Source organism: Agrobacterium tumefaciens (assembly GCF_013337285.1).
GTDB classification, from domain to species: Bacteria; Pseudomonadota; Alphaproteobacteria; order Rhizobiales; family Rhizobiaceae; genus Agrobacterium; species Agrobacterium burrii.
The window spans coordinates 275,819-291,847 of record NZ_SUPW01000001.1; the positions used below are offsets into that span (position 1 = coordinate 275,819).

Annotated in this window: 19 protein-coding genes and 1 riboswitch; of the genes, 10 read left to right on the forward strand and 9 right to left on the reverse strand. The window is 58.7% G+C overall.

Features of this window, described 5'->3' with window-relative positions:
• The first annotated feature begins 327 nt into the window (after nucleotides 1–327).
• Nucleotides 328–984, forward strand: coding sequence for a peroxiredoxin (locus FCH38_RS01305; protein ID WP_065115576.1), 657 nt, complete (start codon nucleotides 328–330; stop codon nucleotides 982–984).
• A gap of 77 nt (nucleotides 985–1,061) precedes the next feature.
• Here the strand turns inward: FCH38_RS01305 and FCH38_RS01310 are convergent, their stop codons facing one another.
• Nucleotides 1,062–1,514, reverse strand: coding sequence for a DUF5680 domain-containing protein (locus FCH38_RS01310; RefSeq protein WP_174372627.1), 453 nt, complete (start codon nucleotides 1,512–1,514; stop codon nucleotides 1,062–1,064).
• Between the two features lie 165 nt (nucleotides 1,515–1,679).
• On the opposite strand from FCH38_RS01310, the gene FCH38_RS01315 reads away from it, so the two are divergent.
• The 3 genes from FCH38_RS01315 to fghA are packed head-to-tail and all read left to right on the forward strand — an operon-like array spanning nucleotide 1,680 to nucleotide 3,703.
• Nucleotides 1,680–2,135 (forward strand): YaiI/YqxD family protein, encoded by a 456-nt coding sequence (locus FCH38_RS01315; RefSeq protein WP_174372628.1) that lies wholly within the window; start codon nucleotides 1,680–1,682, stop codon nucleotides 2,133–2,135.
• A gap of 25 nt (nucleotides 2,136–2,160) precedes the next feature.
• Nucleotides 2,161–2,838, forward strand: a complete 678-nt coding sequence (locus tag FCH38_RS01320) for a DUF1345 domain-containing protein (RefSeq protein WP_174372629.1) — start codon at nucleotides 2,161–2,163, stop codon at nucleotides 2,836–2,838.
• Nucleotides 2,839–2,869: 31 nt separating this feature from the next.
• Nucleotides 2,870–3,703, forward strand: coding sequence for an S-formylglutathione hydrolase (gene fghA, locus FCH38_RS01325; protein WP_149897627.1), 834 nt, complete (start codon nucleotides 2,870–2,872; stop codon nucleotides 3,701–3,703).
• A 59-nt stretch (nucleotides 3,704–3,762) separates the two neighbouring features.
• Here the strand turns inward: fghA and FCH38_RS01330 are convergent, their stop codons facing one another.
• The 6 genes from FCH38_RS01330 to crcB all read right to left on the reverse strand — a co-directional run bounded on the left by FCH38_RS01330 (nucleotide 3,763) and on the right by crcB (nucleotide 7,860).
• Complete coding sequence (locus FCH38_RS01330) at nucleotides 3,763–4,152, reverse strand: RidA family protein (RefSeq protein WP_149897628.1); 390 nt, start codon at nucleotides 4,150–4,152, stop codon at nucleotides 3,763–3,765.
• A gap of 228 nt (nucleotides 4,153–4,380) precedes the next feature.
• Nucleotides 4,381–4,869 (reverse strand): hypothetical protein, encoded by a 489-nt coding sequence (locus FCH38_RS01335; RefSeq protein ID WP_149897629.1) that lies wholly within the window; start codon nucleotides 4,867–4,869, stop codon nucleotides 4,381–4,383.
• A gap of 60 nt (nucleotides 4,870–4,929) precedes the next feature.
• On the reverse strand, nucleotides 4,930–5,724 hold the full coding sequence (locus FCH38_RS01340) for an ATP12 family chaperone protein (RefSeq protein ID WP_153513672.1): 795 nt from the start codon (nucleotides 5,722–5,724) through the stop codon (nucleotides 4,930–4,932).
• A 33-nt stretch (nucleotides 5,725–5,757) separates the two neighbouring features.
• Nucleotides 5,758–6,420 (reverse strand): HAD family hydrolase, encoded by a 663-nt coding sequence (locus FCH38_RS01345; protein WP_174372630.1) that lies wholly within the window; start codon nucleotides 6,418–6,420, stop codon nucleotides 5,758–5,760.
• 6 nt (nucleotides 6,421–6,426) lie between these two features.
• Nucleotides 6,427–7,416, reverse strand: a complete 990-nt coding sequence (locus FCH38_RS01350; RefSeq protein WP_174372631.1) for an RluA family pseudouridine synthase — start codon at nucleotides 7,414–7,416, stop codon at nucleotides 6,427–6,429.
• Nucleotides 7,417–7,482: 66 nt separating this feature from the next.
• A complete protein-coding gene (crcB, locus tag FCH38_RS01355) occupies nucleotides 7,483–7,860 on the reverse strand; it encodes a fluoride efflux transporter CrcB (protein WP_174372632.1) in 378 nt (125 codons plus the stop codon).
• A 200-nt stretch (nucleotides 7,861–8,060) separates the two neighbouring features.
• On the opposite strand from crcB, the gene FCH38_RS01360 reads away from it, so the two are divergent.
• Nucleotides 8,061–8,345, forward strand: coding sequence for a hypothetical protein (locus tag FCH38_RS01360; RefSeq protein ID WP_174372633.1), 285 nt, complete (start codon nucleotides 8,061–8,063; stop codon nucleotides 8,343–8,345).
• Nucleotides 8,346–8,594: 249 nt separating this feature from the next.
• On the opposite strand, the gene FCH38_RS01365 is transcribed toward FCH38_RS01360, so the two are convergent.
• A complete protein-coding gene (locus tag FCH38_RS01365) occupies nucleotides 8,595–9,584 on the reverse strand; it encodes a copper chaperone PCu(A)C (protein ID WP_153513669.1) in 990 nt (329 codons plus the stop codon).
• A gap of 91 nt (nucleotides 9,585–9,675) precedes the next feature.
• Nucleotides 9,676–10,065: a hypothetical protein gene (locus FCH38_RS01370; protein WP_236776536.1), complete on the reverse strand. Its 390-nt coding sequence runs from the start codon at nucleotides 10,063–10,065 to the stop codon at nucleotides 9,676–9,678.
• A gap of 166 nt (nucleotides 10,066–10,231) precedes the next feature.
• Here FCH38_RS01370 and FCH38_RS01375 point away from each other — a divergent pair, with 166 nt between their 5' ends.
• The 5 genes from FCH38_RS01375 to FCH38_RS01395 all read left to right on the forward strand — a co-directional run bounded on the left by FCH38_RS01375 (nucleotide 10,232) and on the right by FCH38_RS01395 (nucleotide 15,950).
• Nucleotides 10,232–10,417, forward strand: a complete 186-nt coding sequence (locus FCH38_RS01375) for a DUF3008 family protein (protein WP_142839725.1) — start codon at nucleotides 10,232–10,234, stop codon at nucleotides 10,415–10,417.
• 124 nt (nucleotides 10,418–10,541) lie between these two features.
• A riboswitch (glycine riboswitch) is annotated at nucleotides 10,542–10,629 on the forward strand.
• A gap of 151 nt (nucleotides 10,630–10,780) precedes the next feature.
• Nucleotides 10,781–11,920: a glycine cleavage system aminomethyltransferase GcvT gene (gene gcvT / locus FCH38_RS01380; protein ID WP_174372635.1), complete on the forward strand. Its 1,140-nt coding sequence runs from the start codon at nucleotides 10,781–10,783 to the stop codon at nucleotides 11,918–11,920.
• 27 nt (nucleotides 11,921–11,947) lie between these two features.
• The gene (gene gcvH / locus FCH38_RS01385; protein WP_174372636.1) at nucleotides 11,948–12,310 is read left to right on the forward strand and encodes a glycine cleavage system protein GcvH; all 363 of its coding nucleotides are present in this window, start codon (nucleotides 11,948–11,950) and stop codon (nucleotides 12,308–12,310) included.
• Nucleotides 12,310–15,174, forward strand: a complete 2,865-nt coding sequence (gene gcvP, locus FCH38_RS01390) for an aminomethyl-transferring glycine dehydrogenase (protein WP_153513666.1) — start codon at nucleotides 12,310–12,312, stop codon at nucleotides 15,172–15,174. Before gcvH ends, gcvP begins: the two co-directional genes overlap by 1 nt.
• 218 nt (nucleotides 15,175–15,392) lie before the next feature.
• Nucleotides 15,393–15,950 (forward strand): fasciclin domain-containing protein, encoded by a 558-nt coding sequence (locus FCH38_RS01395; RefSeq protein WP_046800194.1) that lies wholly within the window; start codon nucleotides 15,393–15,395, stop codon nucleotides 15,948–15,950.
• Nucleotides 15,951–16,029: the final 79 nt, after the last annotated feature.

Genomic DNA, 16,029 nt, shown 5'->3' on the forward strand with positions numbered 1-16,029 from the left:
GCCGGCAGGCGTCATTGGCATGCACCGCCCCGCCTGACGCTTTTGACGGCGTGGCCAAAGGTCGCATGATCCTGCCGCAAATTCAGCAGATTCTCTTGTCCGTATAATCCTTGTCGAAAATTGTCGGACTGGCCACAACCGAATATCTGCCAAAGAGTGTCATCAAGCTTTCGCTGGAATTTCGCAAACTTCGCCTGCTCGGCCGCGCTACCGTGGTGCGATGAAAAGGCTGGCCATTTCGCGCAGACACTCTAAGCTCCGGCGCCGGACACGGATTGCCGAAAACAACCAGGATTTCAGTTCAAATCATTAGGGAGAAACTATCAGATGAGCCTGCGTATCAACGACATAGCACCTGATTTCACCGCCGAGACCACCCATGGGCCGGTGAGCTTTCACGACTGGATCGGCGACGGCTGGGCGGTGCTGTTTTCGCATCCGAAGAATTTCACGCCGGTCTGCACCACGGAACTCGGCGCAATGGGCGGCCTGCAGCCGGAATTTGAAAAGCGCGGTGTCAAGATCATCGGCATTTCTGTCGATCCGGTGGAAAGCCATGAGAAGTGGAAAAACGACATCCGCACCGCGACAGGTTTCAATGTCGATTATCCGCTGATCGGCGACAAGGACCTGAAGGTGGCAAAGCTCTATGACATGCTGCCGGCCGGAGCTGGCGACAGTTCCGAAGGCCGCACGCCGGCCGACAACGCCACCGTGCGCTCCGTCTTCGTCATCGGCCCCGACAAGAAGATCAAGCTGGTCCTCACCTACCCGATGACCACCGGCCGCAACTTCGAGGAAATTCTTCGCGCCATCGATTCCATTCAGCTGACGTCCAGGCACCAGGTGGCGACGCCCGCCAACTGGAAACAGGGCGAAGACGTCATCATCACCGCCGCCGTTTCCAACGAAGATGCGATTGCCCGTTTCGGCTCCTACGACACGGTTCTTCCCTATCTTCGCAAGACGAAGCAGCCCGGCTGATTTGAAATCACAATGGGGGCGATGAACCTTCATCGCCTCTGTTTTTTTGCCACTCGCAGCGGCGACCTCTGTCAACCCTAGGGCTTTATCAGTCCGCCATGATAGTCGAGCCGGTAAACCTCGATATCCTCGCGATAAATCCTCTCAACCCCGGTAAAAGACCGGAATTCTCCTTCATTGGTATCCACATAGATCAGCTCCTCAAGCTGATGGGTGAAGCCACCGAGAAATCGCCCTTCCTTATAAAGCGTTGAGAGGGAGTGCTTGATCACCCTGCCCGCGATCCCGGCGTCGATCATATCCGGCCTCAGGATGCGGCCGTAATAATTCATCGCCCAGAGCGCGACGCCCTGATGCCAGACCACCTCCTGCCCGATGAAATCGGTTCCGCCGAAATAGCTGTCGATATAGTGCCAGTCGCCTTGCTGATAGGTGAGATCATGCGATCCTTTTCGGGTAGAAATCGCGGATTTATTGCTGCCGCCGACATAGGTGGCAGACTTGGCCTGAACGATGAATTTTTCCAGCATCTGACATTCCCAAACGAAAGAACATAAAGGGAACATATGGATGTTTCGCCATGATCGCAAGCGCATTCGCGCCCCTTATCAAACCGGCATTTCGGCGATGACGGGCTTGGTAATCGCTGCATTTGCCCGTAAAAGCGTCGCAAGAATTATCTGCGAAGAGTGCCCATGTCGAAAAATCCGCAAATCTATGTCGATGCCGATGCCTGCCCGGTGAAACCGGAAATCCTTAAGGTGGCCGAGCGGCATGGGTTGGAGGTGACATTCGTCGCCAATTCCGGCCTGCGCCCCTCGCGGGATCCGATGGTGAAGAACGTCATCGTGTCGGCCGGTTTCGATGCGGCTGATGACTGGATTGCCGAACATGCCGGCGAAAATGATATCGTCATCACCGCCGATGTGCCGCTGGCCGGGCGCTGTGTCGCCAAGGGGGCGCTGGTGACGGGACCGACGGGTCGTGTTTTTGATCCGGCCAATATCGGCATGGCCACCGCGATGCGTGATCTTGGCGCGCATCTGCGCGAAACCGGTGAGAGCAAGGGATATAATGCGGCGTTTTCGCCGCGCGACCGCTCCGCCTTTCTGGAGACGCTTGACCGCTTCTGCCGCCGTGTCAAAAAATGATGCTGCAAACAGAAAGGTGCCGCCCATGACCACGGCCAAACCGAAAAGCCCCGCCACTACCGGAAGCAATGCCTTTCGCCGACATCAGCCTTTCGTCTTCGCTTTTTTCGCCGGTGCTCTTGGTCTCGGTCTGGCATTGGCCTTTGCGCCGTCGCTTGCCATAGAAATCGCCGCCGTTCTGTTTTTCCTGACCTATCTGACGCTGGTTGCCTTTCGTCTGCCGGGATTGACGGCGCAGCATCTGAAGGCCCATGCCGATAGCGACGATCTGCCGGCAATCGCCATCATCGCCGTCACGCTGCTTGCGGTGGCGGTTGCCGTTGTATCGCTCTTTCAGGCGCTCAACCATACGGGCGAGACGGTCTGGACCCTGCTCATCGCCTTCGCCTCGGTGATTTTCGGCTGGTTGACGATCCACACCATGACGGCCCTGCACTATGCGCATTTATACTGGCGGCCGGCCACGGTGGATGGCAAGCGCCAGCATCGCGGCGGCATGGATTTTCCAGCGACGAAGGAACCCTGCGGTTACGACTTCCTCTATTTCGCTGTGGTGATCGGCATGACGGCGCAGACATCGGATGTGGGGGTGACCACGACCGCCATGCGCAAGGTCACGCTGCTGCACTCCATCGTTTCTTTCTTTTTCAACACGGTTCTGGTTGCGGCGGCGGTGAATGCCGCAGTCGCGCTTGCAAGTTGAACCGGAAAACTTTTCTCAAAGGAATGGATTCATGAACATCATTTCGCAAAATACGGCTTTTGACGGCATGCAGGGCGTATTTTCGCATATATCCGACACCCTGAAATCCGAGATGACCTTTGCAGTCTATGTGCCGCCGAAGGCAGTCCATGAGCCCTGCCCGGTTGTCTGGTATCTCTCCGGCCTCACCTGCACCCATGCCAATGTCATGGAGAAGGGCGAATATCGCCGCATGGCTGCCGAACTGGGCTTGATCATCGTCTGCCCGGACACCAGCCCGCGTGGCAATGATGTGCCGGATGAGCTGACCAACTGGCAGATGGGCAAGGGTGCCGGCTTTTACCTCGACGCCACCGAGGCGCCGTGGTCTGAGCACTACCATATGTACAGCTATGTAACGGAAGAGCTGCCGGCCCTCATCGGTCAGCATTTCCGCGCGGATATGAGCCGTCAGGGCATCTTCGGCCATTCGATGGGCGGCCATGGTGCAATGACCATCGCGCTCAAGAACCCCGAGCGTTTCAAGAGCTGCTCCGCCTTTGCACCGATCGTGGCGCCCTCCTCCGCTGACTGGTCCGAACCGGCGCTGGAAAAATATCTCGGTGCAGACCGTGCCGCATGGCGTCAATACGACGCCTGCTCGCTCGTTGAGGATGGCGCGCGGTTTCCCGAGTTCCTGATCGATCAGGGCAAGGCCGATAGTTTCCTTGAAAAAGGTCTGCGCCCATGGCTGTTCGAAGAGGCGATCAAGGGCACGGATATCGGCCTGAAACTGCGCCTGCACGATCGCTATGACCACTCCTATTATTTCATTTCCACCTTCATGGATGACCATCTGAAGTGGCACGCCGAGCGGCTGAAATAAGGATGAAGACGAGGCAGGCGGCGCCCTGTGAGCGCCGCCATTTCAGGCCCGGACTGACATCATGGGATGCGGGCAATGACCTTGATCTCGAAATCAAAACCGGCGAGCCAGTTGACACCGACGGCAGTCCAGTTCGGGTAAGGCGATTTGCTGAAAATCTCCTGTTTGACCGTCATGATGGTTCCGAACTGGTTTTCCGGGTCCGTGTGGAACGTCGTCACGTCGACTATGTCGTCAAAGGTGCAGCCCGCCGCCTCAAGCGTGGCTTTCAGGTTCTCGAAGGCCAGCCGGACCTGCTGTTCAAAGTTCGGTTCAGGCGTTCCGTCAGCACGGCTGCCAACCTGGCCGGAAACGAACAGAAGGTCACCGGAGCGAATAGCTGCGGAATAGCCATGCTCCTCATAAAGCGCGTGTCTGTTGGCGGGGAAAATCGCTTCGCGTTGGGTCATCCTGCATCTCTCTTTGTGGCTGAGTGGCAATGGACGGGCGAAGCATTGCATTCAAAGCTTCGAACGCCATTTCACATACGTTACGTATGCGAGATAGTGACGTCCGCAGCGCATTTCAACTAAGATACGTGACGTATGTGAAACTATGGGCGACGCGACGCACTTTGTGGGAGCAGAGCTTTCCAAAGCAAAAGAGACGAGCGGCTCGTGTGTTCACCTTTCGTCCGTTCATGGAAACAGAGCTGTCGCCAATGTCGTCGGGCCGGGGCGGCTCAGCCTGAATTCGCGGATTACCCGTTCGGCGACGCCATAAGCGAGTTCCTGCTCGATCGACTGATTGTCGAAGCTGACGACGGTGGCGGTGAATTTGGCCTCGGCGATCACCTCACCCGTCGCGACGGCTGCGGCACGGACGATCACCCTGGCTGAGGCCCGCTCGCCAAACAGGAACGGCGCGCGCGTGACGGATGCAAGACGGATGGTCAGCACGACGCGTGGTCTGGTCTCGCCACGCGCCGTCGTTCTGATCGCGTTCTGCACCTGAGCATGGATGGACTGCATCAGCGCCGGGGCGACATCCGGTCGTGCAGCAACAAATGCGCCGCGCACATCGTAAAGCATCCGGTCGGCATTGGTCGCTTCCGGTTCCAGCCTGAAAGACATGAGTGTGAAACACGCCAGCAAAACAATGCCAAGGCGTTTCAACGTGGTGTTCATGATCGGCGGCTCCCCTAACGTGAGGTAACCGCATATTCGATCATCAGGGTTAGAAAAGCGTTAAGAAGCGCTCTTCAGCGACTCCAGAACATTGAGTGCGGCGCGCATGTCAATGAGCCTGATGGCGCGTCGTTCCAGCGCTTCCTCGTCTTCACCCCATTGTTCGGCGGTCCAGTCCTCATCGAGATGGGCGAGCGCCCATGTCTCCTCAAGCGTCAGCTCGCCTTCCGCCAGTGCAAGCGCCAGAATGGCGGAGCCGGTCAGCGACGTCATGGTGTGAAGAGCGGCAAGTGCTATCGGCGTATCGTATTTCCGGAGCGTTACCGCGAAGGCAGCTATGGCTTCCCGCGGCTGGTCGCGATGCATGACGCCTTCAACGAGGATGAAGCGTGCGCCGAGCACATTGGTCGCCCAGTCGAGCACCGGGTCCCAATGGTCGGTCTGCCGCGCAACCAGCGCTTCCGGATCACCGGCGCGGTAGCACAGGAGATCGGAGGAGGAGAAACGCAGGATGTCTTCGAAAACCGCCTGGGTGTCGTTGGCGATACCATCAATGGCGGTGTTCACATGTCGCGACACCGGCATGACTACCGGGTTCACCACTTCCTTCTGTGCATCCCATTCGTCGCGAAGCAGGTCTGCGAGCGCCTTCGTCGGAACGATCAGCGGTTTCTTGGCGGGCGTGCGCAGCGGCTTGCCATCGAGATGAATGGTGAAACCGCCCTCCTCCAGATCAGCGACGGTCACATCCTTGTAGAACCGCTTCGGCAAAGGCTTCTGCATCTGGATTTGCGCACGCAGGATCGGGTCGGGGTGGCTCAGACCCTCCGTAAGGTCGTTCAGGAGATCACGCATGGCACGTCCTCATCAGTCAGGTAGAAGGGTTGTTCAAATATCGGCCGGAACATAGGCCGGGATTTCACGCGGGTGGCTGACGACGGCATCGGCGCCGGCCTTCCAGAGATCGTCGACCGAGGCGTAACCCCAGGCGACACCGATGGCTTTTGCGCCCGCCGCCTTGGCCATCTGCATGTCATAGATCGCATCGCCGATGACGACAGTGTCGGCCGGAACCATGCCGGTTTCATGGCAGCATTCCATCACCATCGCCGGATGCGGCTTGGAGGGGCAATCATCCGCCGTGCGCGAAACGATGAAGTGATCGGCAAAACCGTGGGTCTCGAGAATGTGGGTCAGCCCGCGCCGACCCTTGCCGGTGACGGCACCGATCATCACATCATCCCGTTTCGAAAGCGTGTCGATCAGCGGCGCGATGCCGTCGAAAAGCGGTTCGATCATGCCCGGGCGCGCCCGGATCGGATGATAGATTTCCCTGTAGCGCTGCGTCATCGCCAGCGCCTCGTCATCCACATGCGTCTTGCCGAGCATGCGGGCGATGGCGATATCGAGCGTCAGGCCGATGATCGCCTTGGTCTGCGAGATATCCGGACGCGGCTTTCCGAAATCGGCGAATGTATCGGCCATCACGGCATGGATGAGACCGGCGCTATCCACCAGCGTGCCGTCGCAATCGAAAAGAACGAGCTTCATCTGATATCAGCCTTCCCTGTCGCCATCGGCCACGTCGAGACCGAGCAGGTTCCAGGTCTGCACCATGTGCGGCGACAAAGGCGCGCTCACCCGAAGCCGGCCGCCATTCGGGTGCGGAATGTCGATGTGGCGTGCGTGCAGGTGCAGACGCTTCTGGACGCCGCCGGGGAAATCCCAGTTGGGATCTTCGATATAATATTTCGGATCGCCGATGATCGGGTGGCCGATATGCAGGGCATGGACGCGCAGCTGGTGGGTGCGGCCGGTATAGGGCTCCATTTCCAGCCAGGCGAGGTTCTGCGCGGCGGTATCGATGACGCGATAATAGGAAACGGCGTGATCGGCCCCCTCCTCGCCATGTTTGGCAATGCGCATTCGATCGCCGTCTGGGGTCTGCTCTTTGACGAGCCAGGTGGAAATCTTGTCCTGATGTTTGCGCGGAACGCCGCGCACCAGCGCCCAATAGGTCTTCTTCGTGTCGCGTTCTCTGAAAGCCGCTGTCAGCTTCTGCGCCGCGCCCCTTGTGCGGGCAACCACCAGCACGCCTGAAGTGTCGCGGTCCAGACGGTGCACCAGACGCGGCTTTTCGCCCTTCGGGCTGGTCCAAGCCTCCAGAAGCCCGTCAATATGACGATTGACGCCGGAACCGCCCTGCACGGCAATGCCGGCCGGCTTGTTGAACACGAAAACCTTGTCGTCCTCATGCAAGAGCATGCGCGCCAGAAGCTCGCTGTCTTCCGAATGTTTAAGGTCCCTCGATCCGATCGGGCCGCTTTTGACCTTGAGGTCGGAATCAACCGGTGGCACACGCACCAACTGTCCCGGCTGCACACGCGCGTCCGTTTTCACCCGGCCACCATCCACACGCACCTGCCCGGAGCGCAGCAGCTTCTGCAACTGCCCGAAACCCAGCCCCGGATAGTGAATCTTGAACCAGCGATCGAGGCGCATACCGGCCTCGTCGGCCTCGACCTTGATATGCTCGATACCTGCCATGAAATTTCCAGTCTTTCTGTCTTGATCGCGCGCTCTGTTCGTCGGCGCACCGTTTGGATCAAGCCTTTAGAACAAACTGCGGCCCAAGGCCAGCCCGGCAAAAACCGCAGCGATGGAAACCACAAGGCTGGCAAGCACGTAAACGGCCGAAAGGCCAAGTGCACCGCGTTCGAAAAGTGCGACCGCATCAAGCGAGAAGGACGAAAATGTCGTGAAGCCGCCCAGCACGCCGGTGACGAGAAACAGGCGCATTTCCATCGAGGCGTTCAGACGCCGCGCCACCAGTTCGACCAGAAGACCGATCAGGAACGATCCGACCACATTGACCGCCAGCGTTCCCCAAGGGAAATTCAACCCCGCCAGCCGAACGCTCCAGACGCCGACCAGATAACGAAAAACGGAACCAATTGCGCCGCCTGCGGCGACAAGAGCGATATTCACCATGGGGGATTGTCTCCGGGGAAAGTACCGGACCGGGTTGTCCGACGCATTTCTAGACCATCACGTCAGGGCGCGAAACCCCATTGCCGAGTGCTTTCGTCCGTTAAAATACGATTAAATTGCACCCCCGCGATTTAGCCTTCCAACAAGACGCGGGTGATAACCTCCAGTTTTCAAGGGTCGCGAAGATGGCCGGAGGTTGGATGACACAGGTTCTTTCCGTTTCTGCGAATACGGCAGCCTACGCGCTGGAGGCAGTGAAGCCCCCACAGCGCGTGCCGCGCAGAACCGAGGTCGAAGAAGAGATTCACGCCTTGGCACGCAAGGCCGAGAACAGCGACGACTTCCAGCTCCGAGCCCTGATGACGGCCATCAAGCCGCCGGCGCTCACGCTCTATTTCCTGACCGCTGCCAGCCAGCGCCACGAACCGCAGGCGACGCTCGAACAGGCTGTGGAAGCCTATGAGGAAAACAACGCGAAAAGCTGATAAGAAATTAGTAATTTAAATCAGACTGATACATGAATATTTTAATTTTATTTCTTAATATAGGCGGGCCTACGGCATTCAGGCTGGTGTCAGGTTGATTTTCTAAATATTTTCAACCGAATGCCGGAAAAATCACGGAGGCGATGACCATCACGCCTTTTCCGCCACGGCGCTGAAAACAAGAGATAATAATAAAAAAGCTTGCGGCTACCGGACCTGTCACGCGTTCCGGTAGCCGCTCTTTATTGGTCAATTATGCTGGTGGCCGCCACCGTTGCCTTTGGCCGAGCCAGCGGAAAGCATGATTTCGACTTTCCCGGCCTTTTCGAAGATCAACGTCACAGGCACCTTGTCGCCTTCGGCAAAGGGCTTCTTCACGTCGAAGAACATCATGTGCAGGCCGCCGGGCTTCAGTTCCACCGTCTGACCGGCGGGAATGACGATGCCGTCATCCAGCTTGCGCATCTTCATGACGTCGTTGACCATCGCCATCTCGTGGATTTCGGCACGGCCGGAAGCCGAGGATTCGACGCCGATCAACTTGTCGTCGCTGGTACCGGCATTCTTGATCGTCACGTAACCGCCGCCAACCGGCTGGCCCGGCAGCATGGCCTTGGTCGCACCGCCGGAAACCTCAAGGCTGCCTGCCTTCACGACATCCATGTCCATGCCCATATTCATGGCCGCATGATCATGGCCGCCGGCAGCATGGACCGCCTTTGCGGCAACGCGAATGGTTGGGGCGGGACTTTTCAGCGAATGCGGATCGACACCGGCGGCCGCCACCTCATCCCAGGAAACCTTGCCCTTGTCGCCGCAAAGCTGCGTCACCTTGAAGGGCAGATCCTGTCCGGCTTCGATGCCGGAGATTTTGCCCTGTACGGCGAAGGTGTCGTAAAATTCATCCGGCAGATTGCCACCCTTCCAGCGGATTTCGACCGGACCGCTTTTAATTTCCTTGCCGTGGTTCTTGTAGGCCTTCTGGTAGTCACCCTTGATGACTTCCAGCTCCCAGCCGGCCTTGGGCTGCGGCTTGGCGGAAATGAAGCCCTCCGGCAGCTTGATCTGCACTTCTGTCGTGGCAAGGCCGCCGTCGCAACCGTGCGGCACCTGCAGCGCGGCAACGACGGTGCTTTCCTGTTCGGCCGAGCCGTCAACGAAAGTGGCGTGGGCAAATGCCTGCGCGGTCGAAACCGACGCAACAAACAGCGTGCAGGTGATGATTTTGGTGGTCTTCATGTTTCTTGTCCCTTTGACTGCATCATCCCATAAGGGTCCTGGCAGTCGCTCCGTGCCGCCAGCAGGCGGCGATAATCCGGTAAACGAAAAATCAGACGGACAGGGATGGAGGCCCCCGCGCTGCGGGTTTCTGGATCGTCAGGACAGAGCGAAAGCCCCACTCTGCGGTCAGGCGATTGTCGAGCCAGGAGAATTCGCTCCTCAGCCAGCCTTCCGTATCGGGTATCGGCAGAAGAATGGACGAGGCCAGCAGGCAGGCCTCGCAAAACAGCATGGCGTCGCCGGAATGGGCCGGATCGTCCTTGCCATGGGAGACGTTGACGCCGTCGCCGTGGCCAAGGCAGATTTCAGCAAAGGTGCCGTCCGGCAGCCGGTAGCTCTCGTCCAGAGAGACCGTCGGCGCTGCGGCCAGCACGGGCTTGTGGGCAAAACCGAGTGACAACATCAAGGCTGCGCAGAAAATGCGAAGCACTCTCTCCATCCCTGTCAGTCGTCGGTTTCGATTTGCATCCATGACCTCATGCGATATCCCGCTTTCCTGCCGATTTCAAAGGGGAATTTTGCCGCATGCTTGACGTCTCGCAAGGGAACAATCGTCGCAAGGCGGCATTTCCCTGCTGGAACCATCGTTTCAAAGGGAGGCAGACATGCCAGCCAAATCGAAAGCCCAGCAGAAAGCGGCGGGTGCAGCACTCGCTGCCAAACGCGGCGACATCAAGAAATCCAGTTTACAAGGCGCTTCAAAAAGCATGGAGAAGTCCATGACAGAAAAGGAACTTGAGGATTTTGCATCAACGAAACGCAAGGGCTTGCCGGAGAAAAAATCCGATTAGTATCGTCTGACGCTCCGACCATTGACCGAATCTTGCGCTGCCGATGGCGCAGATGGAGCAAGAATCTGTTCAGATGCGTCATTTGGTCCTTGCCAACAGCGGGGCTTCGAAGATAATGAGCGTCGCATCATCGTTGGGAGAAGCCGCTTAACTGCGGTGCCGAAGGAGCAACCGCCCCGGAAACTCTCAGGCAAAAGGACCAGCGGTGACGACGGAACTCTGGAGAGAAGCCACCTTTTCAAAGGACGGCTCGCCGAAGGGATAACAATCTCAGGCGACAAGGACAGAGGGGGCTCTTGAACCGGTGCGTTTTGCGCCATGACCTGAGCCCGCGCGATATCTCGCGCAACCCTGGAGGCGTCCTTGGACGATACCGCCGAGCTTAAAACCACGCCGCTTCATTCCCTGCATGTTTCGCTCGGCGCCCGCATGGTGCCGTTTGCCGGTTACGACATGCCGGTGCAATATCCGGCCGGTGTGCTGAAGGAACATCTTCAGACCCGCACCTCCGCCGGTCTGTTCGACGTGTCCCATATGGGCCAGGTGATCCTGAAGGCAAAGTCCGGAGACAATGCCGATGCCGCACGTGCGCTTGAGACGCTGGTGCCGGTCGATATTCTCGGCCTGAAGGAAGGCCGTCAGCGTTATGGCTTCTTCACCGACGACAACGGCCACATCCTCGATGACCTGATGATCACCAATCGCGGCGACCATCTTTTCGTCGTCGTCAACGCTGCCTGCAAGGATGCCGATGTCGCCCATATGAAGGCGCATCTTTCCGACGCCTGCGAGATCACCCTTCTCGACGACCGCGCGCTGATCGCGTTGCAGGGACCACGCGCCGAAGAGGTGCTGGCGGAACTGTGGGCCGGCGTGTCCGAAATGAAGTTCATGGATGTGCAGGAAGTGCCGCTGCATGACGTGCCCTGCATCGTCTCCCGTTCCGGTTATTCCGGCGAAGACGGTTTTGAAATCTCCGTGCCGGCCGAGAAGGCGGAAGAGATCGCCAAGGCCCTGCTCGAACATCCCGATTGCGAAGCCATCGGGCTTGGCGCGCGCGACAGCCTGCGTCTCGAAGCCGGCCTTTGTCTTTATGGCAACGACATCGACACCACGACCTCCCCCATCGAAGCTTCGCTTGAATGGGCAATCCAGAAGGCACGCCGCGCCGGTGGTGATCGCGAAGGCGGTTTTCCGGGAGCGGAGCGTATTCTGGGCGAACTCAAGGATGGTACTTCACGCCGCCGCGTCGGCCTGAAGCCCGAAGGCAAGGCGCCGGTGCGCGGCCATTCGAAGCTTTTTGCGGATGCTGAAGGCAAGACGGAAATCGGCGAAGTGACCTCTGGCGGTTTCGGCCCTTCGGTCGAAGGCCCTGTCGCCATGGGGTATTTGCCCGTGTCCTACGCGACACCCGGCACGGCGATTTTCGCGGAAGTGCGCGGCAAATACCTGCCCGTCACCGTCGCTGCCCTGCCCTTCATCAAGCCCACCTATAAACGATAATTTCATCCTATCTCCGGAGAGAACACGATGCTGAAATTTACCGCAGAACACGAATGGCTGAAGTTCGAAGGCGATATCGCCACCGTTGGCATCACCAGTCACGCCGCTGAACAACTTGGCGATCTCGTTTTCGTCGAATTGCCGGAAGTGGGCGCAACCTTCGCCAAGGATGGCGATGCAGCGACCGTTGAATCCGTCAAGGCTGCCTCAGACGTCTATTGTCCGCTGGATGGCGAAGTGGTCGAAATCAACCAGTCGATCGTTGACGATCCCTCGCTGGTCAATTCCGACCCGCAGGGTGCCGGCTGGTTCTTCAAGCTGAAGCTTTCCAACGTGGCGGATGCCGATACGCTGCTCGACGAAGCAGCCTACAAGGAGCTGATCGCGTAATGACGACGCCCACGGAATTCCATTTCACCGACTATCAGCCTTATGATTTCGCCAACCGGCGTCACATCGGGCCGTCGCCGTCGGAAATGGCAGAGATGTTGAAGGTCGTTGGCTATAAGAGCCTTGACGCCCTCATCGACGCCACCGTTCCCTCCTCCATCCGCCAGAAGGTGCCGCTCACCTGGGGTGCGGCGCTGACCGAACGCGAGGCGCTGGATCGTCTTCGCGAGACGGCCAACAAGAACCAGGTCCTGACCTCGCTGATCGGCCAGGGCTACTACGGCACCATCACGCCGCCGGTCATCCAGCGCAATATTCTGGAAAACCCGGCCTGGTATACGGCCTATACGCCCTACCAGCCGGAAATCAGCCAGGGCCGTCTTGAGGCGCTGCTGAACTACCAGACCATGGTCTGCGATCTGACCGGCCTCGACGTCGCCAACGCATCGCTGCTCGATGAAGCGACGGCCGCCGCCGAAGCCATGGCCATGTGCCAGCGCGTCGCCAAGTCCAAGGCGACCGCCTTCTTCGTGGACGCCAATTGCCATCCGCAGACCATCGCGCTGATCGAAACCCGTGCGGCCCCGCTCGGCTGGAAGGTGATCGTCGGCAATCCCTTCACCGATCTCGATCCTGTCGACGTGTTTGGCGCGATCTTCCAGTATCCCGGCACCCACGGCCATGTCAGCGATTTCTCCGGCCTGATTTCCCGCCTGCACCAGACCGGCGCGATTGCCGCCGTCGCCGCCGATCTTCTGGCGCTGACGCTCTTGAAATCTCCCGGCGAAATGGGCGCAGACATCGCCATCGGCACATCGCAGCGTTTCGGCGTTCCGGTCGGTTATGGTGGTCCGCACGCGGCTTACATGGCCGTCAAGGACGCCCATAAGCGCTCCATGCCCGGCCGCCTGGTCGGCGTTTCCGTCGATGCGCGCGGCAACCGCGCCTATCGCCTGTCGCTGCAGACCCGCGAGCAGCATATCCGCCGCGAAAAGGCGACGTCGAACATCTGCACCGCGCAGGTGCTGCTTGCCGTCATGGCGTCGATGTATGGCGTCTTCCATGGCCCGCAAGGCATCAAGGCGATTGCCCAGCAGACCCACCAGAAGGCCGTGCTGATGGCCAAGGGGCTGGAAAAGCTCGGCTACACCATCGAACCGGAAACCTTCTTCGACACGATCACCGTCGAAGTCGGCCATATGCAGGGCGTCATCCTGCGCTCGGCCGTGGCGGAAGGTGTAAACCTGCGCAAGGTTGGCGCCACCAGGATCGGCATGAGCCTTGACGAGCGTACCCGCCCGGCAACGCTTGAGGCCGTCTGGCGTGCTTTCGGCGGCAATTTCTCGATCTCGGATTTCGAGCCGGACTATCGTCTGCCGAAGGAGCTGCTGCGCACCAGCCAGTATATGACGCATCCGATCTTCCACATGAACCGTGCCGAAAGCGAGATGACCCGTTACATCCGCCGTCTTTCGGACCGCGATCTGGCGCTCGACCGCTCGATGATCCCGCTCGGTTCCTGCACCATGAAACTGAACGCAACCGCGGAAATGCTGCCGATCACCTGGCCGGAATTTTCCGACATCCATCCCTTCGTGCCGGCCAATCAGGCGCTGGGTTACAAGGAGATGATCGACGATCTCTCCGAAAAGCTTTGCTCGGTCACCGGTTACGACGCCTTCTCCATGCAGCCGAATTCCGGCGCGCAGGGGGAATATGCCGGGCTTCTCACCATCCGTAACTATCACCTCGCCAATGGCGGCACACATCGCGACGTCTGCCTCATTCCAACCTCCGCGCATGGCACCAACCCTGCCTCCGCGCAGATGGTCGGCATGAAAGTGGTGCCGGTGAAGGTGCGGGACAACGGGGACATCGATATCGATGATTTCCGTGCAAAAGCAGAGCAGTATGCGGAAAACCTCTCGTGCTGCATGATCACCTATCCGTCCACCCACGGCGTGTTCGAGGAGACGGTTCGCGAGATCTGCGAGATCACCCACAAGCATGGTGGACAGGTCTATCTCGACGGCGCCAACATGAACGCCATGGTCGGCCTTGCCCGTCCCGGCGATATCGGCTCTGACGTTTCGCATCTCAATCTGCACAAGACCTTCTGCATTCCGCATGGCGGTGGTGGCCCGGGCATGGGACCGATCGGCGTCAAGGCGCATCTGGCTCCCTACCTCCCCGGCCATCCGACGACCGATGGTCGTGAAGGTGCGGTTTCGGCTGCTCCTTTCGGCTCGCCGTCGATCCTGCCGATCTCCTGGAGCTATTGCCTGATGATGGGCGGTGAAGGGCTGACGCAGGCGACCAAGGTGGCAATCCTCAACGCCAACTATATCGCCGAGCGGCTGAAGGGCGCTTACGACGTGCTCTACAAGTCCGAAACCGGACGCGTTGCGCATGAGTGCATCATCGACACCAGACCCTTGGCGGATAGCTGCGGCGTGACGGTGGACGATGTGGCAAAGCGCCTCGTCGATTGCGGTTTCCACGCGCCGACCATGAGCTGGCCGGTGGCCGGCACGCTGATGATCGAGCCGACGGAATCCGAGACGAAGGCGGAAATCGACCGTTTCTGCGATGCCATGCTGGCGATCCGCGAGGAAGCCCGCGATATCGAAGAAGGCCGTGCGGACAAGGTCAACAATCCGCTGAAGAACGCACCGCACACGGTGGAAGACCTCGTCGGCGAATGGGATCGTCCCTACAGCCGCGAAAAGGGCTGCTTCCCGCCAGGCGCATTCCGCATCGACAAATACTGGTCGCCCGTCAACCGCATCGACAATGTCTATGGTGACCGCAACCTCATCTGCACCTGCCCGCCGATGGAGGATTATGCCGAAGCGGCGGAGTAAATTTCGTTTCGCTGAAGACAAAAGCCCGGATTGCTCCGGGCTTTTTTTATGACGGCGCACAGATAATCATTTTTAAAATCAATTATTTATCATTTTTCGCGGCTCATCTCGAAACTTCGAGAGGCCGGCCTCCGTCTCTTTTATCGCTACGGATGACCGATAGCGGCCTCTGGAAGGACCACCTTTCGGGGTTTGGATGTCACCAAGGAGGAATAACGATGTACAATGTTTCTGTTCGCGCCCTGACGCTGGCCGCAGCTCTTTCCATCGGCATGGTTTCCGCTTATGCCGCGAACCCTAAAGTTGGCGGCGCCGCAATGTTCGAGGACAAGAACATCGTTGAAAATGCGATGAACTCGAAAGACCATACGACGCTTGTCGCAGCGGTGAAGGCCGCCGGGCTTGTCGAAACACTGCAAGGCAAAGGCCCGTTCACGGTGTTCGCGCCAACCAACGAAGCTTTCGCGGCCCTTCCGAAGGGTGCGGTTGACGATCTTCTGAAGCCGGAGAACAAGGAGAAGCTGGTCAAAGTGCTGACCTGCCACGTGGTTGCCGCCAATGCATTGTCACCCGCCATCGAAAAGATGATCAAGGACGACAAGGGTGAGCATGACGTGAAGACCGTCGGCGGCTGTGTGCTCAAGGCCAAGGAAAGCATGGGCAAAATCACATTGACGGATGAGAATGGTACGGTTGCTCATGTCACCATCGCCGACGTCAAGCAATCCAATGGCGTCATTCATGTCATCGACAAGGTGTTGTTGCCGAAGATGTAATTAGTGCTGCATGACACAATGGCCGAATGAAGCATTCGGCTTGAACCTGCATCAAAGGCCCGGAAATATCCGGGCCTTT

What these genes read in the sequence shown, in the direction of transcription:
- FCH38_RS01305 (WP_065115576.1), top strand. Translation starts at nt 328, where the DNA reads ATGAGCCTGCGTATCAACGACATAGCACCTGATTTCACCGCCGAGACC.
- FCH38_RS01310 (WP_174372627.1), bottom strand. Translation starts at nt 1,514, where the DNA reads ATGCTGGAAAAATTCATCGTTCAGGCCAAGTCTGCCACCTATGTCGGC.
- FCH38_RS01315 (WP_174372628.1), top strand. Translation starts at nt 1,680, where the DNA reads ATGTCGAAAAATCCGCAAATCTATGTCGATGCCGATGCCTGCCCGGTG.
- FCH38_RS01320 (WP_174372629.1), top strand. Translation starts at nt 2,161, where the DNA reads ATGACCACGGCCAAACCGAAAAGCCCCGCCACTACCGGAAGCAATGCC.
- fghA (WP_149897627.1), top strand. Translation starts at nt 2,870, where the DNA reads ATGAACATCATTTCGCAAAATACGGCTTTTGACGGCATGCAGGGCGTA.
- FCH38_RS01330 (WP_149897628.1), bottom strand. Translation starts at nt 4,152, where the DNA reads ATGACCCAACGCGAAGCGATTTTCCCCGCCAACAGACACGCGCTTTAT.
- FCH38_RS01335 (WP_149897629.1), bottom strand. Translation starts at nt 4,869, where the DNA reads ATGAACACCACGTTGAAACGCCTTGGCATTGTTTTGCTGGCGTGTTTC.
- FCH38_RS01340 (WP_153513672.1), bottom strand. Translation starts at nt 5,724, where the DNA reads ATGCGTGATCTCCTGAACGACCTTACGGAGGGTCTGAGCCACCCCGAC.
- FCH38_RS01345 (WP_174372630.1), bottom strand. Translation starts at nt 6,420, where the DNA reads ATGAAGCTCGTTCTTTTCGATTGCGACGGCACGCTGGTGGATAGCGCC.
- FCH38_RS01350 (WP_174372631.1), bottom strand. Translation starts at nt 7,416, where the DNA reads ATGGCAGGTATCGAGCATATCAAGGTCGAGGCCGACGAGGCCGGTATG.
- crcB (WP_174372632.1), bottom strand. Translation starts at nt 7,860, where the DNA reads ATGGTGAATATCGCTCTTGTCGCCGCAGGCGGCGCAATTGGTTCCGTT.
- FCH38_RS01360 (WP_174372633.1), top strand. Translation starts at nt 8,061, where the DNA reads ATGACACAGGTTCTTTCCGTTTCTGCGAATACGGCAGCCTACGCGCTG.
- FCH38_RS01365 (WP_153513669.1), bottom strand. Translation starts at nt 9,584, where the DNA reads ATGAAGACCACCAAAATCATCACCTGCACGCTGTTTGTTGCGTCGGTT.
- FCH38_RS01370 (WP_236776536.1), bottom strand. Translation starts at nt 10,065, where the DNA reads ATGGAGAGAGTGCTTCGCATTTTCTGCGCAGCCTTGATGTTGTCACTC.
- FCH38_RS01375 (WP_142839725.1), top strand. Translation starts at nt 10,232, where the DNA reads ATGCCAGCCAAATCGAAAGCCCAGCAGAAAGCGGCGGGTGCAGCACTC.
- gcvH (WP_174372636.1), top strand. Translation starts at nt 11,948, where the DNA reads ATGCTGAAATTTACCGCAGAACACGAATGGCTGAAGTTCGAAGGCGAT.
- gcvP (WP_153513666.1), top strand. Translation starts at nt 12,310, where the DNA reads ATGACGACGCCCACGGAATTCCATTTCACCGACTATCAGCCTTATGAT.
- FCH38_RS01395 (WP_046800194.1), top strand. Translation starts at nt 15,393, where the DNA reads ATGTACAATGTTTCTGTTCGCGCCCTGACGCTGGCCGCAGCTCTTTCC.